The 23105-nt window shown below is 69.1% G+C and carries 25 protein-coding genes and 1 other RNA gene; 16 read left to right on the top strand and 10 right to left on the bottom strand.

The genetic code is table 11. The annotated features are described in order from the left end of the window. Positions 1-30 precede the first annotated feature (30 nt). The 9 genes from ffs to E2L08_RS14535 all read left to right on the top strand — a co-directional run bounded on the left by ffs (position 31) and on the right by E2L08_RS14535 (position 5847). Positions 31-127: signal recognition particle sRNA small type (ffs, locus tag E2L08_RS14495), an RNA gene on the top strand. A gap of 63 nt (positions 128-190) precedes the next feature. After that, positions 191-574 carry a YidH family protein gene (locus tag E2L08_RS14500; RefSeq protein WP_133397815.1) on the top strand — a complete coding sequence of 128 codons (384 nt, stop codon included), beginning with the start codon at positions 191-193 and terminating at the stop codon, positions 572-574. Positions 575-628: 54 nt separating this feature from the next. Further along, positions 629-2371 carry a DNA polymerase III subunit gamma/tau gene (locus E2L08_RS14505; RefSeq protein ID WP_133397816.1) on the top strand — a complete coding sequence of 581 codons (1743 nt, stop codon included), beginning with the start codon at positions 629-631 and terminating at the stop codon, positions 2369-2371. Between the two features lie 165 nt (positions 2372-2536). Beyond that, on the top strand, positions 2537-2881 hold the full coding sequence (locus tag E2L08_RS14510; protein ID WP_133397817.1) for a YbaB/EbfC family nucleoid-associated protein: 345 nt from the start codon (positions 2537-2539) through the stop codon (positions 2879-2881). A 7-nt stretch (positions 2882-2888) separates the two neighbouring features. Further along, entirely contained in the window at positions 2889-3488 is a 600-nt protein-coding gene (recR, locus tag E2L08_RS14515) for a recombination mediator RecR (RefSeq protein ID WP_133397818.1), read from the top strand. 193 nt (positions 3489-3681) lie between these two features. Continuing rightward, positions 3682-4185 carry a type III secretion system chaperone family protein gene (locus E2L08_RS14520; RefSeq protein WP_133397819.1) on the top strand — a complete coding sequence of 168 codons (504 nt, stop codon included), beginning with the start codon at positions 3682-3684 and terminating at the stop codon, positions 4183-4185. Positions 4186-4274: 89 nt separating this feature from the next. Beyond that, a complete protein-coding gene (locus E2L08_RS14525) occupies positions 4275-4646 on the top strand; it encodes a hypothetical protein (protein ID WP_240758249.1) in 372 nt (123 codons plus the stop codon). 56 nt (positions 4647-4702) lie between these two features. Further along, the gene (gene proC, locus E2L08_RS14530; protein WP_133397821.1) at positions 4703-5515 is read left to right on the top strand and encodes a pyrroline-5-carboxylate reductase; all 813 of its coding nucleotides are present in this window, start codon (positions 4703-4705) and stop codon (positions 5513-5515) included. After that, on the top strand, positions 5512-5847 hold the full coding sequence (locus E2L08_RS14535; RefSeq protein ID WP_133397822.1) for a tRNA-binding protein: 336 nt from the start codon (positions 5512-5514) through the stop codon (positions 5845-5847). Before proC ends, E2L08_RS14535 begins: the two co-directional genes overlap by 4 nt. Before the next feature lie 4 nt (positions 5848-5851). Here E2L08_RS14535 and E2L08_RS14540 read toward each other — a convergent pair whose 3' ends face one another. The 4 genes from E2L08_RS14540 to E2L08_RS14555 form a co-directional block, all read right to left on the bottom strand. After that, on the bottom strand, positions 5852-6442 hold the full coding sequence (locus E2L08_RS14540; protein ID WP_133397823.1) for a thymidine kinase: 591 nt from the start codon (positions 6440-6442) through the stop codon (positions 5852-5854). Positions 6443-6547: 105 nt separating this feature from the next. Continuing rightward, positions 6548-9877 carry a carbamoyl-phosphate synthase large subunit gene (gene carB / locus E2L08_RS14545; RefSeq protein WP_133397824.1) on the bottom strand — a complete coding sequence of 1110 codons (3330 nt, stop codon included), beginning with the start codon at positions 9875-9877 and terminating at the stop codon, positions 6548-6550. A 44-nt stretch (positions 9878-9921) separates the two neighbouring features. Beyond that, the gene (locus tag E2L08_RS14550) at positions 9922-11220 is read right to left on the bottom strand and encodes a glycosyltransferase family 87 protein (RefSeq protein ID WP_133397825.1); all 1299 of its coding nucleotides are present in this window, start codon (positions 11218-11220) and stop codon (positions 9922-9924) included. Positions 11221-11333: 113 nt separating this feature from the next. Then, positions 11334-12527 (bottom strand): SAM-dependent methyltransferase, encoded by a 1194-nt coding sequence (locus E2L08_RS14555; protein ID WP_133397826.1) that lies wholly within the window; start codon positions 12525-12527, stop codon positions 11334-11336. A 173-nt stretch (positions 12528-12700) separates the two neighbouring features. Here E2L08_RS14555 and aspS point away from each other — a divergent pair, with 173 nt between their 5' ends. The 3 genes from aspS to E2L08_RS14570 all read left to right on the top strand — a co-directional run bounded on the left by aspS (position 12701) and on the right by E2L08_RS14570 (position 17151). After that, the gene (aspS, locus tag E2L08_RS14560) at positions 12701-14476 is read left to right on the top strand and encodes an aspartate--tRNA ligase (RefSeq protein ID WP_133397827.1); all 1776 of its coding nucleotides are present in this window, start codon (positions 12701-12703) and stop codon (positions 14474-14476) included. Between the two features lie 89 nt (positions 14477-14565). Further along, positions 14566-15921: a DUF1800 domain-containing protein gene (locus E2L08_RS14565; RefSeq protein WP_240758250.1), complete on the top strand. Its 1356-nt coding sequence runs from the start codon at positions 14566-14568 to the stop codon at positions 15919-15921. Positions 15922-15933: 12 nt separating this feature from the next. Continuing rightward, positions 15934-17151, top strand: coding sequence for a DUF1501 domain-containing protein (locus tag E2L08_RS14570; protein WP_133397828.1), 1218 nt, complete (start codon positions 15934-15936; stop codon positions 17149-17151). A gap of 8 nt (positions 17152-17159) precedes the next feature. On the opposite strand, the gene E2L08_RS17395 is transcribed toward E2L08_RS14570, so the two are convergent. After that, positions 17160-17288 (bottom strand): hypothetical protein, encoded by a 129-nt coding sequence (locus tag E2L08_RS17395; RefSeq protein ID WP_276321534.1) that lies wholly within the window; start codon positions 17286-17288, stop codon positions 17160-17162. 94 nt (positions 17289-17382) lie between these two features. Beyond that, on the bottom strand, positions 17383-18105 hold the full coding sequence (locus E2L08_RS14575) for a response regulator (RefSeq protein WP_133397829.1): 723 nt from the start codon (positions 18103-18105) through the stop codon (positions 17383-17385). Between the two features lie 127 nt (positions 18106-18232). On the opposite strand from E2L08_RS14575, the gene mce reads away from it, so the two are divergent. Beyond that, positions 18233-18637: a methylmalonyl-CoA epimerase gene (mce, locus tag E2L08_RS14580; RefSeq protein WP_133397830.1), complete on the top strand. Its 405-nt coding sequence runs from the start codon at positions 18233-18235 to the stop codon at positions 18635-18637. Further along, positions 18637-18927 carry a DUF1467 family protein gene (locus tag E2L08_RS14585; protein ID WP_133397831.1) on the top strand — a complete coding sequence of 97 codons (291 nt, stop codon included), beginning with the start codon at positions 18637-18639 and terminating at the stop codon, positions 18925-18927. The genes mce and E2L08_RS14585 overlap by 1 nt, the downstream gene beginning before the upstream one ends. Here E2L08_RS14585 and E2L08_RS14590 read toward each other — a convergent pair. The 3 genes from E2L08_RS14590 to E2L08_RS14600 all read right to left on the bottom strand — a co-directional run bounded on the left by E2L08_RS14590 (position 18924) and on the right by E2L08_RS14600 (position 20503). Next, positions 18924-19616 carry an EI24 domain-containing protein gene (locus E2L08_RS14590; protein ID WP_133397832.1) on the bottom strand — a complete coding sequence of 231 codons (693 nt, stop codon included), beginning with the start codon at positions 19614-19616 and terminating at the stop codon, positions 18924-18926. The genes E2L08_RS14585 and E2L08_RS14590 overlap by 4 nt on opposite strands. Next, positions 19613-20191 (bottom strand): nitroreductase family protein, encoded by a 579-nt coding sequence (locus E2L08_RS14595; protein WP_133397833.1) that lies wholly within the window; start codon positions 20189-20191, stop codon positions 19613-19615. The genes E2L08_RS14590 and E2L08_RS14595 overlap by 4 nt, the downstream gene beginning before the upstream one ends. Positions 20192-20266: 75 nt before the next feature. Next, positions 20267-20503, bottom strand: coding sequence for a DUF8831 family protein (locus tag E2L08_RS14600; protein ID WP_133397848.1), 237 nt, complete (start codon positions 20501-20503; stop codon positions 20267-20269). 96 nt (positions 20504-20599) lie between these two features. On the opposite strand from E2L08_RS14600, the gene E2L08_RS14605 reads away from it, so the two are divergent. Beyond that, positions 20600-21301: a M48 family metallopeptidase gene (locus E2L08_RS14605; RefSeq protein WP_133397834.1), complete on the top strand. Its 702-nt coding sequence runs from the start codon at positions 20600-20602 to the stop codon at positions 21299-21301. Positions 21302-21379: 78 nt separating this feature from the next. Then, a complete protein-coding gene (locus E2L08_RS14610) occupies positions 21380-21628 on the top strand; it encodes a DUF6455 family protein (protein WP_133397835.1) in 249 nt (82 codons plus the stop codon). Between the two features lie 12 nt (positions 21629-21640). On the opposite strand, the gene rimO is transcribed toward E2L08_RS14610, so the two are convergent. Further along, on the bottom strand, positions 21641-23008 hold the full coding sequence (rimO, locus tag E2L08_RS14615; protein ID WP_133397836.1) for a 30S ribosomal protein S12 methylthiotransferase RimO: 1368 nt from the start codon (positions 23006-23008) through the stop codon (positions 21641-21643). Between the last annotated feature and the right edge of the window lie 97 nt (positions 23009-23105).

The following is a 23105-nucleotide window of genomic DNA, read 5'->3' on the forward strand; positions in this document are numbered from 1 at the left end:
TCGGACCGGGCGGCGCCTAGATTGCGGATCGAGAGGTTGGCGCGGGCAGGCGCCTCGCCAACCCGGTCAGGTCCGGAAGGAAGCAGCCGTAACGAGCCACGCTTGGGTCGTTGTCCAGCCTCTCACCCAGCAACGGCCGCCCCTCGGGCGGCCGTTTCCGTTTGGCGCGCCGCGCCCTATCTTGCCCGGCATGACCGACAAGGACGACCTTGCCCAAAGCCGCACCGACTGGGCCGAATCGCGCACCGACTGGGCCGAGGACCGCACCCTGCTCGCGGCCGAGCGGACATTCGCGGGCTGGCTGCGCACCGGCCTCACGATGATCGTCGTGGCGCTGGGGCTTCAGGCGCTCTTCGGCCCGGCCGAGCCGTCATGGCTGCCCAAGGCAGTGGCGACGGGGTTCCTGTGCGCCGCGGCGGCGGCCTTCTGGATCGGCTGGCGCGGCGCGCACCGGACGCGGCGCAATCTCGACGCGCATGGCTGCAAGGCGCAGTCGGCGCGCAGTCAGACCGCGCTGACCGCCAGCCTCGTTCTGGGCGTCTGCGCCGTCGCCATCGTGTTGTGGCTGCTCTAGCCCCGCGCGCCCCGCGCCGCTAGTCTGGCCCCCTGTCCAGATCCGAGGCCGTCCATGACCGACGCTCCGTACCAGGTGCTTGCCCGCAAGTATCGCCCCGCCACGTTCGACGACCTGATCGGCCAGGACGCGATGGTGCGCACCCTGCGCAACGCGTTCGAGGCGGGCCGGATCGCGCAGGCCTTCGTCCTGACGGGCATCCGCGGCACCGGAAAGACGACCACCGCCCGGATCATCGCCAAGGGCATGAACTGCATCGGCCCCGACGGGCAGGGCGGGCCGACGACGACCCCCTGCGACCGCTGCGAGCCCTGCCGCGCCATCGCCGAAGGCCGCCATGTCGACGTGATGGAGATGGACGGTGCCAGCCAGACCGGCGTGAACGACATCCGCGACAACGTCCTCAACTCGGTGCAGTATGCGCCGACCTCGGCGCGGTTCAAGATCTACATCATCGACGAGGTCCACATGCTGTCGACAAGTGCGTTCAACGCGCTTCTCAAGACGCTCGAGGAACCGCCCGCCCATGTAAAGTTCATCTTTGCCACGACCGAGATTCGCAAGGTGCCGGTCACGGTCCTGTCGCGCTGCCAGCGGTTCGACCTGCGCCGGATCGAGCCCGAGACGATGATCGCCCATCTGCGCCGGATCGCCGGGGCCGAGGGCGCGCGCGTGGGCGACGACGCGCTGGGGCTCATCACCCGCGCGGCCGAAGGCTCGGTCCGCGATGCGGTCAGCCTTCTCGATCAGGCCATCGCCCACGGCGCGGCCGAAACCACCGCCGCCGAAGTGCGCGCGATGCTGGGGCTCGCCGACCGGGGGCGGGTGCTCGACCTGTTCGACATGGTGATGCGGGGCGACGCGGCCGCGGCGCTGAACGAGCTCGGCGGGCAGTATGCCGACGGCGCCGATCCGCTGGCCGTGCTGCGCGACCTGGCCGAGATCACGCATTGGATCAGCGTGATGAAGATCACGCCCGGCGCGGCGGACGACCCGACCGTCGGCCCCGATGAACGCGCCCGCGGCGTCGCCATGGCCGAGGCCCTGCCGATGCGGTCGCTGACGCGGATGTGGCAGATGCTGGTCAAGGCCCTCGAAGAGGTTGCCCAGGCCACCGGTGCGATGATGGCCGCCGAGATGGCGATCATCCGCCTGACCCATGTGGCCGACCTGCCCCCGCCCGAGGATCTCGTGCGCAAGCTCAGAGATGCGACCCCGCCGCCCTCTTCGCCATCCGGCGGGGGCGATGCACCGCCGCGCGCCCCGGCCGGGACGTCGCCCGGTCCCGCCCGCGCGCTCCGTCCGGCGGGGGGCGGGGGCGGTGCGGCCACCGCGGCGGCCGTCGCACCCGATACCGCCCTGGCCCGTTATGCCGAGTTCGGGCAGGTCGTGGCGCTGATCCGGGCCAATCGCGATGCCAAGCTGCTGATCGAGGTCGAGAGCTGCCTGCGCCTCGTGCGCTATTCGCCCGGCCGGATCGAGTTCCAGCCGACCGACCGGGCGCCGGCCGACCTGGCGAGCCGGCTGGGTCAAAGGCTCCAGGGCTGGACCGGCGCGCGCTGGGCCGTCACCGTCGTCCGCGAGGGGGGGGGCGCCACCATCGCCGAGGAACGCGACCGCGAAGAGGACGACCTCAAGCGCGCGGCCGAGGCCCACCCCCTGATGCAGGCCGTGCGCGCCGCGTTTCCGGATGCGCGCATCGTCGGCATCCGCACGCCCGACGACATCGCCGCCGCCGCGGCGGTCGACGCCCTGCCCGAGGTCGACGACGAATGGGACCCCTTCGCCGAGGATTGATCGTCTTCTCTTTGCCAAATACCCGCGGGGGGCTTGAGGCGCAGCCGGCAGCGGGGGCGCAGTCCCCTCCGGCGCCGGGCCGCCCGCGCGTCGCCGGCCGGGCAACCTTGTAAGCGGGCCCGCGGCTGCGTAGATCCATGCCAACCGCATACGAGGGAGCGCGCGATGTTCAAGGGTTTGGGCGGACTGGGCGACATGTCCAAGATGATGAAGGCCGCGCAGGAGATGCAGGGCAAGATGGAGGCCCTGCAAGAGGATCTGGCTACCATCACCGTCACGGGGGAAAGCGGCGCGGGCCTCGTCAAGGCGACATCCACCGCCAAGGGCGAGCTTGTCGGGCTGGATATCGACCCGTCGATCTTCAATCCCGACGAAAAGGAAGTGGTCGAGGACCTGATCCTTGCCGCGATCAAGGACGCGCAGGCCAAGGCCAGCGACCGCAGCCAGGAAGAAATGCAGAAACTGACCGACGGTCTGGGCCTGCCGCCGGGCATGAAGCTGCCGTTCTAGGCGACCCGTGGCCGAAGACCGCGAGCAGATCGAGGCGCTGATCGAGCTGATGGCCCGGCTGCCGGGGCTCGGGCCGCGTTCGGCGCGCCGCGCGGTGCTGCACCTCATCAAGAAACGCGGCGCCCTCATGGGGCCGCTTGCCGAAACGATGGCCGCCGTCGCGGCCAACGCGCGCGAATGCCTCACCTGCGGCAATGTCGGGACCGAGACGACCTGCGAGATCTGCCGTTCGGTCAAGCGGGCGACCGGCGAGATCTGCGTGGTCGAGGATGTCGCCGATCTCTGGGCGATGGAGCGGGCGGCGGTGTTTCGCGGCCGCTACCACGTGCTCGGCGGGACGCTGTCGGCGCTGGACGCGGTCGGGCCCGAGGATCTGCGCATTCCCAAGCTCGAACAGCGCATCGAGGACGAGGGCGTGACCGAGGTCATCCTCGCCCTTGCCGCGACCGTGGACGGGCAGACCACGGCCCATTACATCGCCGACCGGCTCGAGGGGCGGGGCGTCTCGGTCACGAGTCTCGCGCAGGGCGTGCCGGTGGGCGGCGAGCTCGATTATCTCGACGATGGGACCATCGGCGCCGCGCTGCGCGCCCGCAGGGCCTTTTGACGGGCGAAAAACCGCCGTTTTCCAAAGTTATCCACGTCTTTCTCGCCGGGGTTCCCGCAGCGAGCCTTTACAGCGAATCGCGATTCCCACACCATATCTTGTAGGGGCCCGCACCAAGCAGAAGGTCCCGGAGCAGTCAACAATCCCCGGCGCCCGACTCAACGGGGCGGGGTGAAACGCGAGAGGGGCCGTGATGGCGCTGACCCAACAGGCATTCCAGTCGGATTATGTCGACCCGATAGACATCGTCGAACACCTGGCCGAGTTCCGCGAGTGGGAGTTCGACCGCGTCGCCGACGACCAGATCGCCATGGCGGTCGAGGGCATGTGGCGCACCTATTCGCTGACCCTCGCCGCCGCCGAGCCGGACGAGACGCTGCGGCTGATCTGCACCTTCGAGATGCGCCCCCCCGAGGAACGGCATCCCGCGCTCTACGAGACGGTGAACGCCGCCAACGACCAATGCTGGCTGGGCGCCTTTACCTATTGGGCCGAGCAGGGGCTGATGGTCTATCGCTACGCGCTGACCCTGTCGGGCGGCCAATTCGCCGCCGCCGAACAGATCGAGCGGATGATCGCCGCGGCCATCGGCAATGCCGAGCGGTTCTATCCCGCGTTCCAGTTGACGGCCTGGGGCGGCCGGGCGCCGGCGGATGCGATGCAGGTGGCCATGGCCGAGGCCTATGGCCGCGCCTGACGATCCCGCATCGTTAACCTTCGGTTAACTTTTCGCTGTTAACCGCTGCGCGCTGCGCTAGCTTTCCCGCCATGGTGAGCGAACTCGACATGGCGGCAATTCTCTGTGCGCTCGTTCTCGGCGGCCAGACCGAGGTGTCGCACCCCTATTCCGTGGGCTACGACCTGCACCGGATCCGCGTCGATTGCGAAACGGCCACCCATGTCGTTGAGGTGGGGCTCGACAAACGCTCCTCGCTCGATTCGCTGCAACAGGCGCTGTTCGCCGCCTCGTTGACGGGCAAGACGCCCATGATCGCCATCGTCGATACCGACGGGCGCGAGGGTCCTTACGAGTTCAGGATCAGGACCGCCGCGGAAAAGGTCGGGGTCGCCTACGAGGTCTGGCATTCCGACTGGCTGATCCGCCGGCAGATGACCGATTGGCTGCGCGAGAACCGGGGCACCGGGCCGGGTTCGTGATTGCGGATACCGGCCGCGCGGGGTCTGCTGGCGCCGGACCAATCACGGAGATCGTCATGGACACGGAAACGCTGCGCGACCGCGGGCTGGTGCTTTTGGGATGCGGCAAGATGGGCTCGGCCATGCTGGAGGGCTGGCTTGCCGGCGCGCTCGAGCCGCGCCACGTCTGGGTGCAGGATCCCGCGCCGTCGGACTGGCTGAAAGAGCTGGACGGTCTGCACCTAAATGCGGACCTGCCCGAGGCGCCGGCCATGGTGCTGGTCGCGGTCAAGCCGCAGATGATGGGCGACGCGCTGCCGGCGATGCGGCGGCTCGGCAATGGCGAGACGGTGTTCGTCTCGGTCGCCGCGGGCACGCCGATCGCCCGTTTCGAAGAGGCGCTGGGCGATGCGACGCCCGTCATCCGCGCCATGCCCAACACGCCCGCCGCCATCGGTCACGGCATCACGGCGCTGGTCGCCAACCCCCGCGCCGAACACGCGCTGCCGCTGGCCGAGGATCTGATGCGTGCCGTCGGGCGCACCGTCCTGCTGGATGACGAGACGCAGATGGATGCCGTGACCGCGGTATCGGGGTCGGGTCCGGCCTATGTGTTCCACCTGATCGAATGCCTGACGCAGGCGGGCATGGCCGAGGGCCTGTCCGAGGACATGGCGCGCGATCTGGCCAAGGCGACCGTGGCGGGCGCCGGAGCGCTGGCGGCGGGATCGGACCGCCCGGCGGCCGATCTGCGCCGCGACGTGACCTCGCCCGGCGGAACGACGCAGGCGGGGCTCGACGTGCTGATGGATGACGAGGCGGGGCTGCCGCCGCTCATCCGCCGAACGGTCGCGGCGGCGGCCGACCGCTCGCGCGAGCTGGCCCGATGACCGCCAGCTACGACGATTTCCAGAAGCTCGATATCCGTGTCGGGCGCATCGTCGCGGCCGAGCCCTTTCCCGAGGCCCGCAAGCCCGCGCTGAAGCTGCGCGTCGATTTCGGCGGCGACCTGGGGGTGCGGCGCAGCTCGGCCCAGATCACGCGCCATTACGACCCCGAAAGTCTCGTCGGGCGGCAGGTGCTGGCGGTGGTGAACTTTCCGCCCCGCCAGATCGGGCCTGTCCGGTCCGAGGTTCTGGTGCTTGGCGTGCCCGATCCCGAGGGCGAGGTCGTGCTGGTCGCACCCGACCGCGAGGTGCCGCTCGGCGGGCGGCTGTTCTGAGCGCTCAGTCGAGGCGGCGATCCTCGACCGCCTCGCGCCAATGGCGGCGACAGAGCGAGACGTAGCTTTCATTGCCGCCGATCTGGACCTGCTGGCCCTCGGTGAGGACATGGCCCTGCGCATCCTGGCGCACGACCATCGTGGCCTTGCGCCCGCAATGGCAGATCGTGCGCACCTCGCGCAGATCGTCGGCCAGCGCGAGAAGCGCCGCCGAGCCGGGAAAGAGCTTGCCGCGGAAATCCACCCGCAGCCCGTAGCACATGACGGGGATGTTCATGTCGTCGGCGATTCGGGCAAGTTGCCAGACCTGCGCATCGGTCAGGAACTGCGCCTCGTCCACGAAGATGCAGGCGACGGGCCCCTCGGCGCACCAGTCGCGGGCGCGCGCCTGGAGATCGTCCTCGGGCGTATAGGTCTCGGCCGGGCAGGCGGTGCCGATGCGGCTGCCGATCCGGCCCGCGCCCGCGCGTGCATCGACCCGCGCGGTCAGAAGCCGGGTCGTCATGCCGCGTTCGCGGTAGTTGTAGGAGGCCTGCAAGAGCAGCGTGCTCTTGCCGGCATTCATCGTGGAGTAGTGGAAATAGAGCTTTGCCATGGCACCGCTTGCGGTTGGCGGGGAGAGAGGGGGCTGTCCGCCCCCTCTTGGCGGCGGGGCCGCCAATTCACCCCCGAGGATATTTGACCGGAGGAAAAGGCCGGGTCAGCCCTGGAGCGGACGGACCTCGATCTCGCCCTCGCGACGGGCCTGCATCGCCTGCGCCGCGGCGTGGCACCCGGCGAGCGTGGTGTAATAGGGGATGCGATCGTTGAGGGCGACCGCCCGGATCGAGCGGCTGTCCTCGACCGCGCGGGCGCCTTCGGTCGTGTTCATCACGAGGTCGATGCCGCCATCCTTGAGGATATCGACGATCGTGCGCCCGCCCTCGTAGACCTTTGCCACCTGCGTGGCCGGCACATCGTGCGACGCGAGAAACCCTGCCGTGCCCGCGGTGGCCGTGATGGCAAAGCCCATGTCGATCAGCAGGCGCGCGGTCTCGATCAGCAGCGGCGTCTTGTCTGCATCCTTGATCGACAGGAAAACCGTGCCGCTTTCGGGCAGGACGACGCCCGCGCCCATCTGCGCCTTGAGAAAGGCGCGGGGGAAGGACCGGTCCCATCCCATGACCTCGCCGGTGGAGCGCATCTCGGGGCCGAGCAGGGTATCGACGCCGGGGAAACGCGCGAAGGGCAGGACCGATTCCTTGACGCTGAACCATGGCATGTCCGGGTCGGCCAGCGTCATCGGGTCGGCCAGCGGCAGCGTGTCGTCGGGGTCGGCGCCTTGCGGGTAGGGCGCGCGAAGGGGGAAATCCGCGAGCTTTTCGCCGGCCATGAGCCGCGCCGCGATGGAGGCGATGGCGCTGTCGGTGGCCTTGGCCACGAAGGGGACGGTGCGCGAGGCGCGCGGATTGACCTCGAGCACGAAGATCTCGCCGTCCTTGATCGCGAATTGCACGTTCATCAGCCCGACCACCCCGAGCCTGAGCGCCATCGCCCGCGACTGCCGTTCGAGCTCGGCGACGGTGGCGCGGTCGAGCGTGTAGGGCGGCAGCGAACAGGCGCTGTCGCCGGAATGCACGCCCGCCTCTTCGATGTGTTGCATCACGCCGGCCACGTGCACGTCGGTGCCGTCGCACAGGCAATCGACATCCACCTCGACGGCGCCCGCGAGATAGCTGTCGAGCAGCACGGGCGTCTTGCCCGAGACCTCGACCGCGTCGCGGATATAGCGCCGCAGATGTGCCTCATCGCGCACGATCTCCATCGCGCGGCCGCCAAGGACGTAGGAAGGGCGGATGACCAGCGGGAACCCGACCTCATGCGCGATGGCGATGGCCTCGTCGTCGGAGCGGGCCAGCGCATTGCGCGGCTGGCGCAGCCCCAGCTCGTTCAGCATCGCCTGGAACCGCTCGCGATCCTCGGCGAGGTCGATGGCGTCAGGCTGGGTGCCGAGGATGGGAATGCCGGCCGCGGCGAGATCGTCGGCGAGCTTGAGCGGGGTCTGGCCGCCGAACTGGACGATCACGCCCACCAGTGTCCCGGCCTCCTGCTCGACGCGCAGGATCTCGGTGACATGCTCGAGCGTCAGCGGCTCGAAATAGAGGCGGTCGGAGGTGTCGTAATCGGTCGAGACGGTTTCGGGGTTGCAGTTGACCATGATGGTCTCGAACCCCGCATCCGACAGCGCGTAGCAGGCGTGGCAGCAGCAATAGTCGAACTCGATCCCCTGGCCGATCCGGTTGGGGCCGCCGCCCAGGATCACGATCTTGCGGCGGTCGCTGGGGCGGGCCTCGTCCTCGACATCGCCCATCGCGGGCACCTCGTAGGTCGAGTACATATAGGGCGTCTGCGCCTCGAACTCGGCCGCGCAGGTGTCGATCCGCTTGAATACCGCGGTCACGCCGAGACCATGGCGCGCGCGGCGAACCCGCGCCTCGTCCTGGCCGGTCAGGATCGCGAGCCGCGCATCGGTGAAACCCATCATTTTAAGCTCGCGCATCCCCCAGGCGTCCTGCGGCAGGCCGTCATGGCGGATCCGGGCCTCGGTCTCGACGATCTCGCGGATGCGCGACAGGAACCACGGGTCGAACCGGGTGATGCCGTGGATCGTGGCATCCGACACCCCGAGCCGCATCGCCTGCGCGATGACGCGGATGCGGTCGGGCGTCTGCGCCGAGAGCGCGGCGATCACGCTGGCCTCGTCGGGGGCGCCGGGGATCTCGATCTCGTCGAAGCCGGTGAGCCCCGTCTCGAGCGAGGCCAGCGCCTTTTGCATCGACTCGTGGAAGGTGCGGCCCACGGCCATCACCTCGCCTACCGATTTCATCGCGGTGGTCAGGTCGGGCTTGGCACCCGGAAATTTCTCGAAGGCGAAGCGCGGGATCTTGGTCACGACATAGTCGATCGAGGGCTCGAAGCTCGCCGGCGTGACGCCGGTGATATCGTTGTCGAGCTCGTCGAGCGTGTAGCCCACGGCGAGCTTGGCGGCGATCTTGGCGATTGGAAAGCCGGTGGCCTTGGACGCCAGCGCCGAGGAGCGCGAGACGCGGGGGTTCATCTCGATCACGACCATGCGGCCGTCCTCGGGATTGACGGCCCATTGCACGTTCGATCCGCCCGTCTCGACGCCGATCTCGCGCAAAACCGCGATGCTGGCCGAGCGCATCATCTGGTATTCCTTGTCCGTCAGCGTCAGCGCCGGGGCGACGGTGATGGAGTCGCCCGTATGCACGCCCATCGGGTCGATATTCTCGATCGAGCAGACGATGATGGCGTTGTCGGCGCGGTCGCGCACGACCTCCATCTCGTATTCCTTCCAGCCCAGCAGGCTTTCGTCGATGAGGATCTGCCCCACCGGCGAGGCGTCGATCCCCGACCGGCAGAAGCGTTCGTAATCCTCGCGGTTATACGCGACCCCGCCGCCCGTGCCGCCCAGCGTGTAGGCGGGGCGGATGATGGCGGGCAGGCCGATATCGTCGAGCGCGGCCAACGCCTCGCGCAGCCCGGCCTCGGTGTCGAAACCCTTGGCGGTCCGGGGGGCCGAGACGATGGTGGCGCGGGGGTTCTCGAGCCCGATCCGGTCCATCGCCTCGCGGAACAGCTTGCGATCCTCGGCCATCTCGATGGCCTCGCGGCGGGCGCCGATCATCTCGACCCCGTATTCGGTCAGCACCCCCATCTCTTCGAGCTTGAGCGCGGTGTTGAGACCGGTCTGCCCGCCCATCGTCGGCAGCAGGGCGTCGGGTTTCTCGCGGGCGATGATGCGCGCGACGATCTCGGGGGTGATCGGTTCGATATAGGTGGCATCGGCGAGGCCCGGATCGGTCATGATCGTCGCCGGGTTCGAGTTGACGAGGATCACGCGATACCCTTCCTCGCGCAGCGCCTTGCAGGCCTGCGCGCCGGAATAATCGAACTCGCAGGCCTGACCGATGACGATCGGCCCCGCGCCGATGATCATGATCGACGCGATATCGGTACGTTTCGGCATGGTCCGTCCCCCGAGGCAAATCGACCGGGGTTATAGCGACGAGGCTAGGCGTCGCAAGGTGCGGCGGTCGACCGTGTCGGGGCGGCGGCCCGGCCGCGGTCGGTCCGCGCGCGCAGGATGGCCCGCGCGAACAGCATGGCCAGCGCCGCCATGGCGGCGAAACCGATCATCGCCTGCAGCGGCAGCCCCGGGATCGCAAGGTTCCAGGCCCCGACCAGCGGCCAGGCAAGCGGCGCCAGCGCAAGGGCGGGCGCGCGCCAGCCGAGCGCGGGGATCAGCGCCGGGGCGAGGGCGGCGGGGGCGATGAAATAATGGCTCCACCCAAGCGGCGAGACCAGCGCGACCAGCACCATCGTCGCGCCCCAGGCGAGCGCTTCGGGCGCGGCGGGCCGTCTTGCCAGCCAAACTCCTGCCGCCAGCGTGGCGACCAGGGCGAAGAGCGACAGCCGCGACCAGAGCGCGCCCTTGGCCCCGATCAGCGCCCCGGCGATGGTCGCGTCGATATCGGGGGTGCGCGCCGACGAGACCAGCGCGAGGTCCTGAAACAGAAAACCGAGGATGCCGTCGATGGAGAAACTGACGGGGATCGCGACGATGGTGGACGAGACCGCGCCGAGCACGCGGAACATCTCGGCATGGAGGGGCCACCCCGCCAGCAGGATCGACAGCCCGCCCAGCACACCGCCCGTCACCGCGAATGACGCGGCGGCGTGCATCCGCCCCCGCGCGATCAGCAGCACAACAAGCAACGCCGGGAACAGCTTGAGCGAGGCGGCGAGCGCCAGCGCGGCACCCGCCGACAGCTCGGCCCCGGCGCGGAGGCGTTCGACGCACAGGATGCACAGAAAGGCCACGAGGATCTGCACCTGCAACTCGGCCATCGCGATCATGCCGATGAAGGTGCCCATCACCGCCGCGGTGGCCGCGACCATGTAGGCCGCAAGGGGCAGGGTGCGGCCCGTCGCCCGCCATGCCAGCCAGAAGGTCGCGGCGAGCAGGGCGAGATTTGCCGCATGCAGGATCAGGACGAAAGTTCGGAAGTCGAGCCATCCCGTCACCGGCGCCATGAGCGCAGCCCAGAGCGGCGGGTAAAGATAGGGAAACAGCACGCCCGAGAACCCCTCGGCCGCGGCGATCGGGGCCCATTCGGCAGGCGGCAACAGGGTGAAGAGATCGCCCTGGGCATAGATCAGGTCGGGGCGGTCCATGGCAAACGCCTTGCCCGCCATCCATAGCGCGAACAGGTCCGACCCCTTGGGCGCGGAGAACAGGACCGGCACGACCAGCGCGACGGTGAGAATGAGAAACAGCGCCTTGGGGCGGGTCATGCCGGTGCCGATCATGGAAATGCCTCTTGCCTGAAATCGAAGCCCCCGCGCCGAAAAATGACGTAGGGTCGCTCGACCTCCCTATGGGGAAGGCTTGGCAACAATGGGGCAGGAAGCAGGCCTTCGTTTCACGAATACAGGTAATCCCGCGTGATCGGCACGGCATCGTTCCGGCGGCTCAACTGGAACTGGAACACGATCTGCGTGCCCGCGCGAAAGCTCATCTCGGACGCGATCAGGTAGAACCGCCACATGCGGCAGAACCGATCGTCATACAGCGCGCGGGCGCGCTCGATCCCGGCGCTGAACCGTTCCTCCCAATGGCGCAGGGTTTCGGCGTAATGCAGGCGCCAGACCTCGATATCGGCCGTGACGAGCCGTTGCCGCTCGATGGCCGCCGCGGTTTCCGACAGGGCGGGGATATAGCCGCCGGGAAAGATGTACTTGGCGATGAAGGGCGAGGTCGAGCCGGGGGGATCGCTGCGCCCGATGGTGTGGATCAGCGCGATGCCGTCCTCGGTCAGCATGTCGCGGACCTTGCCGAAATATTCGTCGTAATGCGGCACGCCGACATGCTCGAACATGCCGACCGACACGATGCGGTCGAACTGCCGGTCGAGATCGCGATAGTCGGCCAACAGGAACTCGACCCGGTCCGACAGCCCGGCATCCTCGGCGCGCTGCGTCGCCATTGCGTGCTGTTCGGTGGACAGGGTGACACCCGTGACCCGCGCCCCGAACTCCGAGGCCAGCGTCAGCCCCATGCCGCCCCAGCCGCACCCGATATCGAGCACGCGCATCCCCGGCTCGATCAGCAGCTTGCGCGCGATATGGCGCTTTTTCTGAAGCTGCGCCTGTTCCAGCGTATCCTGGGGCGACCGGAAATAGGCGCAGCTGTATTGCCGGTCCTCGTCGAGAAAGATGTCGTAGAGTTCGCGCGAGAGGTCATAGTGATGGGCCACGTTCTGACGCGCGCGCGAGGCCGGATTCCATTGCTCCACGGCGCGCAGACGCCGGCGCACCGCAAGCTGAACCCGGTTGAGCGCGTGGCGGTTGCCGGCGGTGGTGTTGCCCAGCGCGATGGACAGCAAAAGCCGCAGGTCGTCGTTCTCGATCTCGATATCGCCTTCCATGTAGCCTTCGGCGAGGCCGAGATCGGGGCTGGCCAGGATCGCGCGCAGCCAGCGCCGGTCCCTGATCCTGACGGCGAGTTCGCGGGGGCCGTCGCCGGTCGTGAACCTGCGCCCCGAGGGCAACGTGATGTGCAGCCGGTCGCGCACGATGATCGCGCGGACGACCCGTTCGAAAGCGGCTTCCCACATGGCCGGCCATCCTCCTTGTCTGCGCGCGCGGCGCGTCATCCTCCCTCGGGTCGGAAAACTGTTCGGCCCGGTCCGCAAATCAAGGATGTCGCGCGACAAATTGTCCCGGCCTTGACTTCGCGCGGGCAGCCATGTTCACCGCGCGGACATGTCCGAGCGCCTGGAGCCGCCCCATGAACACCTATCGCAGCCATACCTGTGACGCCCTGACCCGCGAGGATGTCGGCAAGACGGTCCGGCTGGCGGGCTGGGTCCACCGGGTGCGCGACCACGGCGGCGTGCTGTTCGTGGACCTGCGGGACCATTACGGGATCACCCAGGCCATCTGCGACCCCGACAGCGCCGCTTTTGCCGAGGTCGAGGCCGTGCGCGCCGAATGGTGCATCTCGATCGAGGGCGAGGTGAAGGCCCGCGCGCCCGAGCTGGTGAACCCCAAGATCCCCACCGGCGAGATCGAGGTCTTCATCCGCGGGATCGACGTGCTGGGCCGCGCGGGCGAGCTGCCGCTGCCCGTCTTCGGCGAGCCGGACTATCCCGAAGAGACGCGCCTGCGCTACCGGTTCCTCGACCTGCGCCGGCAAAGCCTTCATGCCAACATGGTGCTGCGCTCCGACGTGGTGCGCGACCTGCGCGAGCGGATGTGGGCGCAGGGGTTCAACGAATACCAGACGCCCATCCTGACCGCGTCCTCGCCCGAGGGCGCGCGCGATTTCCTCGTGCCGTCGCGCCTGCATCCGGGCAAGTTCTACGCTTTGCCGCAGGCGCCGCAGCAGTTCAAGCAGCTCATCATGGTGTCGGGCTTCGACAGGTATTTCCAGATCGCGCCCTGTTTCCGCGACGAGGATCCGCGCTCGGACCGCTCGCCCACCGATTTTTACCAGCTTGACATGGAGATGTCCTTTGTCGAGCAGGAAGACGTCTTTGCCACTATCGAGCCGGTGATGCGCGGCTGTTTCGAGCGGTTCGGCGGCGGCCGCAAGGTCGACGAGGTCTTTCCCCGGATCAGCTATGCCGAGGCGGCGCTGAAATACGGCACCGACAAGCCCGACCTGCGCAACCCGATCGAGATGCAGGTCGTTTCGGACCATTTCCGCGGCTCGGGCTTCAAGATCTTCGCCGACCTGCTGGAAAAGGACGGCACCGAGATCCGCGCCATCCCCGCCCCCACGGGCGGCTCGCGCAAGTTCTGCGACCAGATGAACAAGTTCGCGCAGGAACAGGGCCTGCCGGGGATGGGGTACATCTTTTGGCGCGACGGGGCGGACGGCACCGAGGCCGCCGGCCCCCTGGCCAAGAATATTGGGCCCGAGCGGACCGAGGCGATCCGCCGGCAGCTCGGCCTTGGCGTGGGCGATGCGGCGTTCTTCCTCGGCGGGCGACCTTCGGATTTCGAGGGCGTCGCAGGCCGCGCGCGCACCGTGATCGGCGACGAACTCGGCCTGACCGATCAGGACCGGTTCGCCTTTTGCTGGATCGTCGATTTCCCGATGTACGAAAAGGACGACGAGGGGCGGCTCGATTTCTCGCATAACCCGTTCTCGATGCCGCAGGGCGGGATCGAGGCGCTCGAGGGCGATCCGCTCGAGGTCAAGGGCTACCAATACGACCTCGCCTGCAACGGCTACGAGCTGATCTCGGGGGCGATCCGCAACCATCGACCCGAGATCATGTTCAAGGCATTCGAGATCGCCGGCTATTCCGAGGACGAGGTCCGCACCCGTTTCGGCGGCATGGTCAACGCCTTTCAATACGGCGCCCCGCCCCATGGCGGTTGCGCCGCGGGCATCGACCGGATGGTGATGCTGCTGGCCGACGAGCAGAATATCCGGCAGGTCATCATGTTCCCGATGAACCAGCAGGCGCAGGACCTGATGATGGGCGCGCCCAGCGATCCCACGCCCGAGCAGATGCGTGAACTGGGGCTGCGCGTGCTCCCGCGCGAGGCGTAGCGCGCCCCCGCCGGATCACGCGGAATTTTCGGGCGCGGCCGGGCGGAGTGTCGTAAGATCCGGCCGTCCCGAATGCAGGAGCCTGCCCCGTGGCAGTCGATCTTACGCGCAGTCTCGCCTCGGTCCGGTTCGGATACGGGCTCATGCCGGGGCGGCCGCCGCACCCCGCCGATGAATTGCTGGTCTCGCTGACCAGCCCCGACGAGATGCGGCGGCGCCACCCGCTGCCCGGACTGGACGAGGTCGGCGGGCTGACCGCCGAGGCGCGGCGGCTCAACCGCGGCTATCGCGAGGGCAAGATCCCGCGGGCCGAGCGCGATGCCGCGCGCAAGCGGCTTCAGACCCTCGGCGACGAGGTGCGCAAGGCCACGATCCTGCGCGCCGTGGACAGCCCGACGCCGTTTCGCGAACGCCTCGTGGCCTTTTACGTCGATCATTTCACCGCCCGCCCAGGCCTCGCCTCGTGGCTTGCGCCGTTTATCGACGAGGCGATCCGCACCAATGTCGCCGCGCGGTTCGAGGATCTGCTCTGGGCCGTCGCGCGGCAGCCGGCGATGCTGTTCTATCTCGATCAGAACGGCTCGATCGGGCCGGGATCGCGCTTTGGCGAAAAGCGCGGGCTGGGGTTGAACGAGAACTACGCCCGCGAGCTGCTCGAGCTGCATACGCTGGGCGTCGACGGCACCTATACGCAGGCCGATGTCCGCCAGCTTGCCGAATTGCTGACCGGGATGCGCGTGAACCTTGCAGAAGGGTTCCGCTTTGACGAACGCGCGGCCGAGCCGGGGGCCGAGACGGTGCTGGGCCGGACCTATGGCGGCCGAAAGGCCGACGAGCGCGACGTGCAGCTCGCCCTGGCCGATCTCGCCCGCCATCCCGACACGGCCCGCCACATGGCGCGCAAGCTCGCCGTGCATTTCGTTGCGGACGACCCGCCGGTCGCGCTGGTCGGGCATGTCGCGGCGGCGTGGACGCGCAGCGGGGGTGATCTTTTGCAAGTCTATGCCGCGCTGCTCGAACACCCGGCGGCGTGGGAGCTTCCCTTGCGCAAGGTCAAGCAGCCCGCAGATTTCCTGGTCTCGGCGATCCGGGCGCTGGGCGTGGATGGCGCGGCGCTCTCGGCCCTGACGGAAAAGAACTTTCGACGCGCGGTGACGCGGCCCGCGCGTTACATGGGCCAGCCGCTGCTGGCGCCCGACGGGCCCGATGGCTGGGACGAGGCGCCCGAGGCGTGGATCACGCCGCAGGGGCTTGCCTCGCGGATCCAATGGGCGATGCAGACCCCGCCCCGGCTGGTCGAGGACATGCCCGACCCCCGCGATTTCGTCGAGGCGGCGCTGGGTCCGCTGGCCTCGCCCCGGCTGCGCTGGGCGGCAGGCGCGGCCGAGACGCGAGGCCAGGGGGTGGCGGTCGTGCTGGCCTCGCCCGATTTCAACCGCCGATAGGAGCGTTTCGCGATGGTCGATCTGGACAGGCGCGGATTTCTGGGGCGCGGCGCGGCGCTGATCGGGTGCTCGGTCGCAGCGCACCCGCTGATGACGAGCGTGACGCTGGCGGCCGCGCCATGGGACGCGCGGCTGGTGGTCATCATCCTGCGCGGCGGGATGGACGGCTTGGCCGTGGTGCAGCCCGTGGGCGACCCCGACTATGCGCAGGCGCGCGCCGGCATGATCGCCTCGGGCGATGCGCCGCCGATCCCGCTGGACGGGTTCTACGCGATGCACCCGGCGCTGGCCCCGCTCAAGCCGCTTTGGGATCGCGGGCAGCTTGCATTCGCGCATGCCGTTTCGACCCCCTACCGCAACAAGCGCAGCCATTTCGACGGGCAGGACATGCTCGAGGCGGGGACTGGCATGGACGTGGCCGCGGGGCGGATGCGCGACGGCTGGCTGAACCGGATGCTGCAAACCGTGCCGGGGGTCGAGGGGCGCACGGCCTTTGTCGTCGGGCGCGAGCGGATGAAGATCCTCGAGGGGCGCGCGCCGGTGGCGCATTGGTCGCCCGACGCGGCGCTCGACCTCAACGGGCAGGCGCGGCTGCTGCTCGAAGAGGTCTATCGCGGCGATCCGCTGTTCGACCGCGCGGCGCGGCAGGCCATCGAACTGGCCGGCGCGGCGCTGGGCGATGACGGCACGCCGCGCTCGGCCGCCGTGACCGAGGCGCTGACACGGCGGGGCGGCGGGTCGACCGTGGCGCTGGCCGCCTTTGCGGCCGAGCAGCTATACCGCGACACGCGGATCGCGTCGTTTTCGCTGTCGGGATGGGACACCCATCGCGACCAGGGGCGGAACCTGCCCCGCGCGCTGGGCGATCTGGCCGACGTGATCGAGGCGCTGCGCGCCGGGTTGGGCCCGGTATGGGACAAGACCACCGTTCTGGCCATGACCGAGTTCGGGCGCACCGCGCGCGAGAACGGCAATGACGGGACCGATCACGGGACGGGCGGCGCGATGCTGATGGCGGGCGGTGCGGTGCGCGGCGGGCGTGTGCATGGCCGCTGGCCGGGGCTTTCCGAGGCCGAGCTGTTCGACCGGCGCGACCTGATGCCCACGGGCGACGTCCGCGGCTATGCGGCCTGGGCCATGCGGTCGCTTTACGGTATCGACCGCGGCCGCCTGACCGGCGATATCTTTCCCGGTCTCGATTTGGGCGAGGATCCCGGCCTCATCCTGTAGCGCCCGCGTCAGTAAAGAAGGATCGTGCCCCCCGCCGACAGCGCGAGGGCGAACATCCCGAGGGCCAGCACGCCGCGGTCGAGGAAATCGTTGCGGCCTTCGAGCTTGAGAATCGTATCGACCACCCGGTTCATCATGTTCCTGCCCGCCCTTGCTATTCGACACCCCGAATATCGTCCCCGAATGGGGCGGGATCTGGGCGGATAGGGGGCCTCTGCTGGGCGATCGGGATCAGACGGCAAGACGGTCGCGCCCGGTCCGCCGGGCCACGAGTTGCACCAGCGCCGCGAACTCGCCGCCATGGGGACGGCCATCGGCCAGCGCATGCGACAGCGCGTCGGCGGCAGCGGCCAGCGCCGCGTCGCCGCAGCTTCGCCCCAGGCCGCGCGCGAAACTGACGGCGTAGCCCAGCATCGCCGGCGCGGGGCGCCCATCCAGAAGGTCGGCGAGAAGCGCAAGATCCTCGTCCAGCATCCCCGGCTCGACCGCGATGCGATCCTCGGGCAGCGGGCGCGGGCCGCGCGGCCGCTCGTCGGCGGGGAGGTGCGCGAGGATCGCCGCCTGAAACGCCGCGATGGACCCGATCGGCTTGGCCAGAAAACCATGCGCGCCGGCCGCCATCGCCTCGGGCTCGAGCGCGGGATCGCCCGAGACGGCCAGCACCACCGGCCCGTCGCCGCCCGCGCCGGTGACGGCCTCGATCAGGGTGCGGCCCGAACCGTCGGGCAGGCCCAGATCGGCGACGATGACGCTGGGCCTGTAGGTCATCAGGTGGCGCGTCGCGGCCCTGAGCGAATCGGCGCGGCGAATCCGCGCGCCGCCGCTGAGGCACATCAGGCGCATCGTCTCGCCGGCGAAACGGCTGTCTTCGACCAGCAGGATCGTCTGACCCAGAAGGGGCCTGTCGGCGGTGGCGCGTCGCACGAGCGTGAACCCGGTCGAATCGGTCTGCATCTTTCCCCTCCTGCCGTCGCTCCCCTCCAGAAAACCCGGTCAGGCTGAACGTATCGTTAACGCCGTCTGCCTTGTGTCGCCGTCAGGCCCCGCTTAGGTCGGGCGGGACGCGGCAAGGGAACGGGGCATGATCGGACGATTGAATCACGTGGCTATCGCGGTCCCCGATCTCGAGGCCTCGGCGGCCCAGTATCGCGACACGCTGGGCGCACAGGTCGGCCCGCCCCTCGACCAGCCCGATCACGGGGTGACGGTGGTGTTCATCGACCTGCCGAACACCAAGATCGAACTGCTGCACCCGCTGGGCGACGCCTCGCCCGTCGCCGCCTTTCTCGAGCGCAACCCGTCGGGCGGCATCCATCACATCTGCTACGAGGTGGACGATATCGGCGCCGCCGCCGCGCGGCTGCGGGCGGGCGGCGCGCGGGTGCTGGGCGACGGCACGCCGCGGATCGGGGCGCATGGCAAGCCCGTCCTGTTCCTGCACCCCAAGGATTTCAATGGCTGCCTCATCGAACTGGAGCAAATCTGATGGCGATCACCTCGGCGCTGGTTCTCTACGCGGTCTGCTGGTTCATGACCCTCTTCGTCGTGCTGCCCATCGGGCTCAGGACGCAGGGCGATGTCGGCGAGATCGAGCCGGGCACCCATGCCGGCGCCCCGGCCGACCTGTCGATGAAACGCAAGTTCCTGTGGACCACGGTGGCCGGCACGGTGATCTGGGCGATCATCAGCGCGATCATCATCTGGGGCGGGATCAGCGTCCGCGATCTCGACTGGTTCGACCGGATGGACCCGCCCGCGGCCGCGACGACGGGCTAGTGCGCCGGCAGGCGGTGGTAGAGGTGGGTAAAGCTCGCCGCGCCGAGAACCGGGACGACGAGCCCCAGAACCGGCACGAGCAGCGGCAGCGCCATGACGCAACCCGCCGCCCAGATCCGCAGCGCATGGCGCTGGCGCAGCCGCGCGGCCCCCTCGCGGCCCAGCCTGCGCGTCGCGACAAGCTGGAAATACTCGCGCCCCAGCAAATAGCCGTTCAGCGCCAGAAAGATCACCGGCGCAAGCGGCGGCAAAATCAGGTAGGCCACCAGCGCGACGAGGTTCGCCACGATCAGCACGCCGAGAAACGCGATCGAATCGCGCAACCCCTGGGCGAATGACAGGCGTGGCGCAGGGGGCAAAGCGGGATAGTGCCGGGCCTCGACCGCGTCGGTCACATCGTCGAGAAACAGCCCCGTAAAGGCCGAGGCGACGGGCACCATGACGAAACCCGATAGCAGCACCAGAACGAGGATCGAGGCACCCGACAGCACGTCGTCGATCCACCCGACCGGCCCGACAAAGGGCAGGGTCAGCGTATCGGGCAGCCACCAGTTCAAGAGCCATAGGATCGCGGCATAGAACGCCACCAGCAACAGCAGCGTCAGCCCGATCCCGGTGATAAAGACTCGCTGGAACCGCGCATCGCCGATCTGCGCCAGTGCGCGGCGGACATCCGACAGAAAGCTCATTCGAGACGCCACTCGATCCGGGCGGCAGGGTCGGGCCGCGGGCGGTCGGGCGGCACGCTGCTTGCCGTGCCGATATGGATGAAGCCCGCGATCCACTCGTCCTCGGCAAGACCCAGCCCCTCACGGGCGAAGGTCGGGTCGTGGCTGACCCAGCCCGAAAGCCACTGCGCCCCCCAGCCCGCGGCCAGCGCGGCCGACAGCAGGTTCTGACAGACCGCCCCCGCCGACAGGGCCTGTTCGACCGGGGGGACGCCATCGGACGGCTTGGGGCACCCGATCACCGCCACCGCCAGATGCGCGTCGGCGAATTGCCTGCGCTGCTTGTCGATGGCGGCGGCGTCGCGACCCAGCGCGGCCCCCCGTGGCGCGACGAGATCGGCAAGCTGGCCCAGCGCGTCGCGCCCCAGCACGATCAGCCGCCACGGCTCGAGCTTCTTGTGGTCGGGCACGCGCAGTCCGATGCGCAGGATCGGCCCGAGCGCATCGGCATCCGGCACCGGCAGGCCCAGCGTCTTGGACGGGCGCGAGCGGCGCGTGGCGAGGAATTCGAGTACGGGGAGGTTCGGATCGGGCATGGCGGTCTCCGCTTGTGTCGCCCCGATGTCGGCGCAGGGCGGCGCATCGTCAAGCGCGGCCGCTCTGATCCGCCCTCATCCCTTGCGCCGGTTCAGCCGGTAGCTGCCTTCAGGCAGGTCGAGCGCGGCAGCCAGGTCGCGAAGCTGCGACAGGCTTAGCGTGACGGTGCGGACGATATCGCGTTCGTCGGCCTGCGCCACGGTGACGCAATCCTCGAAGGCGTGGATCGTCACGTCCTCGAACCGGTGGCTCGAGGGCTCGTCGACAAGCGTGACGATGGTGGCGTCGAAATCGTGCTCGATGGTGAACATGACGGACACGCTATGCCAGCTTTCGAGCCGAGCGAAAGGGTGGAGTCGGCATCGCCCCGCGCTATCCTGCACGAAACACCAGCCGGAAAGACCTTCATGCGATTGCTTGCCTGTCTCCTGTGCCTCGCCCTGGCGGCCTGCGCGCGCCCCGCGGTGGTCGTCGTTCCGGCAGCGGCGCCCCCCGAAGCCGCGCGCGCGATCCGCGACCCCTCGATCGCCGCGCGCGATTTCATCGCCGTGGTCGAGCGGGTCATGCCCGTCGCGGTCGAGGCCTGCCGCGCGCAGCGCCGTGCGATCCGGTGCGATTACGGCGTGGTGGTCGACGACCGGCTGACGGTGCCGCCCAACGCCTTTCAGACCGTGGCACCCGATGGCCGCCCCATCGTCGGCTTTACCCTGCCCCTGATTCTGCTGGCCGAGAATCCAGACGAGCTGGCCTTCGTGCTTTCGCACGAGGCCGCCCACCACATCGCGGGCCATATCACGCGGGGCGAGGTCTCGGCGCGGCAGACCGCCGCGCTGGCCGCGGCAGTGGCCACGCTGCGCGGCGGCGACGCCGTGGCCATCAGGCGCGCGCGCGATATCGGGGCCTTTGTCGGCGCGCGTCGCTATTCCAAGGATTTCGAGCTCGAGGCCGACGCGCTCGGGGCGCGGATCGCGCTGGCCGCGGGGTTCGATCCGCTGCGCGGCATCGGGTTCTTCTACGACGGGCCCGACCCCGGCAACGAGTTCCTGGGCACCCATCCCCCCAATGCCGACCGTATCGCCACCGTGCGCGCCGTCGTGGCGGGCGGCTGAGATTTGATCCAGATCAGCGCGGGGGAGGCGCGCCGCGTCCAGTCTGATCCATGTTGTCACCGAGACCGGAGAGACTGGATGCCCGATACCGCATTGCACCGCGTACAGGGAATGCGCCAGGCGCTTGGACTTGCGCGAATGCCCGAGGATGCCGACGAGACGAGCGACCTGGTCGCCCGGTGCCGGACCTGCAGCAAGCCCGGCGCCTGCGCGAAATGGCTCGACGCGCTCGAGATCGAGGCGCCCCGCGCCCCCGCCTACTGCGTCAATCGTGGCCGGCTCGAGGGCGAGCGGCGCGCGGGTATCGACGCGGCGCGCGCCGGCTGAGCGCGGCCGGCCTCAGGCGAGCCGGCCCCAAAGGTCGTATTCCCCGGCCTCGTCGACCAGCACCGTGACGATATCGCCGGGGCTCAGCGCTTCGGCGCCCTCGTCGATATAGAGATGGCCGTCGATCTCGGGCGCGTCGCCCATCGTGCGGCAGGTCGCGCCCTCGGCATCGACCGCATCCACGATGACGGGCAGGCGCGTGCCGACCCGCGCGGCCAGCTTGGCCTCGGAAATCGCCTGCGCCTTCTGCATAAAACGGTCCCAGCGCTCCTGCTTGACGACGTCCGGCACGTGATCGGGCAGCGCGTTCGACCGCGCCCCGGCCACGTTCTCGTACTGAAAGCACCCGACCCGGTCGAGCTGCGCCTCGTCCAGCCAGTCGAGCAGATAGGCGAATTCCTCCTCGGTCTCGCCGGGATAGCCCACGATAAAGGTCGAGCGCAGCACCAGCTCGGGGCAGGCGGCCCGCCAGGCCGCGATCTCGTCGAGCGTCCGCGCGCTGGCCGCGGGCCGCGCCATGCGCCGCAGAACCTGCGGATGGGCATGCTGGAACGGGATGTCGAGATAGGGCAGCACGCCGCTCGCCCCGTCGGCCATCAGAGGCACCAGGTCGCGGACATGGGGATAGGGATAGACATAATGGAGCCGCACCCACGTCCCCAGCGTGCCGAGATCGCGCGCCAGGTCGAGGATCGGCGCCTTGGCATCGCGATCCCTGAGATCGGTCCCGTAGGCCGAGGTATCCTGCGAGATGACCAGGAGTTCCCGCACCCCGGCCTTAACCAGCCGCTCGGCCTCGCGCATCACCGCCTTGTGGGGGCGCGATTGCAGACGCCCGCGCATGTCGGGGATGATGCAGAACCTGCAGGCGTGGTTGCAGCCCTCGGAAATCTTGAGATAGCTGTAATGCCGCGGCGTCAGGCTCACTCCGCTCGCAGGAAGCAGGTCGACAAAGGGATCGGGCGCGGGCGGCACGGCGGCATGGACGGCGTCGAGCACCTGTTCGTATTGATGCGGGCCGGTGACGGCAAGAACCGTGGGATGCGCGCCGGTGATGTAATCGGGCTCGGCCCCGAGACAGCCGGTGACGATCACGCGGCCGTTCTCGGTCAATGCCTCGCCGATGGCCTCGAGGCTTTCGACCTTGGCCGAATCGAGGAATCCGCAGGTGTTCACGATCACCGCGTCCGCCCCGGCGTAATCGGGCGAGATGCCATAGCCCTCGGCCCTCAGCCTCGTCAGGATGCGCTCGCTGTCGACCAGCGCCTTGGGACAGCCCAGCGACACCATGCCGATGCGCGGCTGGCCGGGGCGGGCATCGCCGCCGAGGATCGCGCGGGGTGCGAGGTCGGGGCGCAGTTCGGGCGGGTTGTGGCTCATCCGCGCTGCCCTAGCGGCTTTCGACCGGCGGCGGAAGCGGCCCGATGGGCGGAACCGCGCCGATCGCGATCAAATTATCTTGCCCGGCCGGACGCCG

Source organism: Palleronia sediminis, from assembly GCF_004358695.1.
GTDB classification, from domain to species: domain Bacteria; phylum Pseudomonadota; class Alphaproteobacteria; order Rhodobacterales; family Rhodobacteraceae; genus Palleronia; species Palleronia sediminis.

Bases quoted from the DNA above. Each gene is read 5' to 3' on its own strand.
- E2L08_RS14500 (WP_133397815.1), top strand. From the start codon at position 191: ATGACCGACAAGGACGACCTTGCCCAAAGCCGCACCGACTGGGCCGAA.
- E2L08_RS14505 (WP_133397816.1), top strand. From the start codon at position 629: ATGACCGACGCTCCGTACCAGGTGCTTGCCCGCAAGTATCGCCCCGCC.
- E2L08_RS14510 (WP_133397817.1), top strand. From the start codon at position 2,537: ATGTTCAAGGGTTTGGGCGGACTGGGCGACATGTCCAAGATGATGAAG.
- E2L08_RS14520 (WP_133397819.1), top strand. From the start codon at position 3,682: ATGGCGCTGACCCAACAGGCATTCCAGTCGGATTATGTCGACCCGATA.
- E2L08_RS14525 (WP_240758249.1), top strand. From the start codon at position 4,275: ATGGCGGCAATTCTCTGTGCGCTCGTTCTCGGCGGCCAGACCGAGGTG.
- proC (WP_133397821.1), top strand. From the start codon at position 4,703: ATGGACACGGAAACGCTGCGCGACCGCGGGCTGGTGCTTTTGGGATGC.
- E2L08_RS14535 (WP_133397822.1), top strand. From the start codon at position 5,512: ATGACCGCCAGCTACGACGATTTCCAGAAGCTCGATATCCGTGTCGGG.
- E2L08_RS14540 (WP_133397823.1), bottom strand. From the start codon at position 6,442: ATGGCAAAGCTCTATTTCCACTACTCCACGATGAATGCCGGCAAGAGC.
- carB (WP_133397824.1), bottom strand. From the start codon at position 9,877: ATGCCGAAACGTACCGATATCGCGTCGATCATGATCATCGGCGCGGGG.
- E2L08_RS14550 (WP_133397825.1), bottom strand. From the start codon at position 11,220: ATGATCGGCACCGGCATGACCCGCCCCAAGGCGCTGTTTCTCATTCTC.
- E2L08_RS14555 (WP_133397826.1), bottom strand. From the start codon at position 12,527: ATGTGGGAAGCCGCTTTCGAACGGGTCGTCCGCGCGATCATCGTGCGC.
- aspS (WP_133397827.1), top strand. From the start codon at position 12,701: ATGAACACCTATCGCAGCCATACCTGTGACGCCCTGACCCGCGAGGAT.
- E2L08_RS14570 (WP_133397828.1), top strand. From the start codon at position 15,934: ATGGTCGATCTGGACAGGCGCGGATTTCTGGGGCGCGGCGCGGCGCTG.
- E2L08_RS17395 (WP_276321534.1), bottom strand. From the start codon at position 17,288: ATGATGAACCGGGTGGTCGATACGATTCTCAAGCTCGAAGGCCGCAAC.
- E2L08_RS14575 (WP_133397829.1), bottom strand. From the start codon at position 18,105: ATGCAGACCGATTCGACCGGGTTCACGCTCGTGCGACGCGCCACCGCC.
- mce (WP_133397830.1), top strand. From the start codon at position 18,233: ATGATCGGACGATTGAATCACGTGGCTATCGCGGTCCCCGATCTCGAG.
- E2L08_RS14585 (WP_133397831.1), top strand. From the start codon at position 18,637: ATGGCGATCACCTCGGCGCTGGTTCTCTACGCGGTCTGCTGGTTCATG.
- E2L08_RS14590 (WP_133397832.1), bottom strand. From the start codon at position 19,616: ATGAGCTTTCTGTCGGATGTCCGCCGCGCACTGGCGCAGATCGGCGAT.
- E2L08_RS14595 (WP_133397833.1), bottom strand. From the start codon at position 20,191: ATGCCCGATCCGAACCTCCCCGTACTCGAATTCCTCGCCACGCGCCGC.
- E2L08_RS14600 (WP_133397848.1), bottom strand. From the start codon at position 20,503: ATGTTCACCATCGAGCACGATTTCGACGCCACCATCGTCACGCTTGTC.
- E2L08_RS14605 (WP_133397834.1), top strand. From the start codon at position 20,600: ATGCGATTGCTTGCCTGTCTCCTGTGCCTCGCCCTGGCGGCCTGCGCG.
- E2L08_RS14610 (WP_133397835.1), top strand. From the start codon at position 21,380: ATGCCCGATACCGCATTGCACCGCGTACAGGGAATGCGCCAGGCGCTT.
- rimO (WP_133397836.1), bottom strand. From the start codon at position 23,008: ATGAGCCACAACCCGCCCGAACTGCGCCCCGACCTCGCACCCCGCGCG.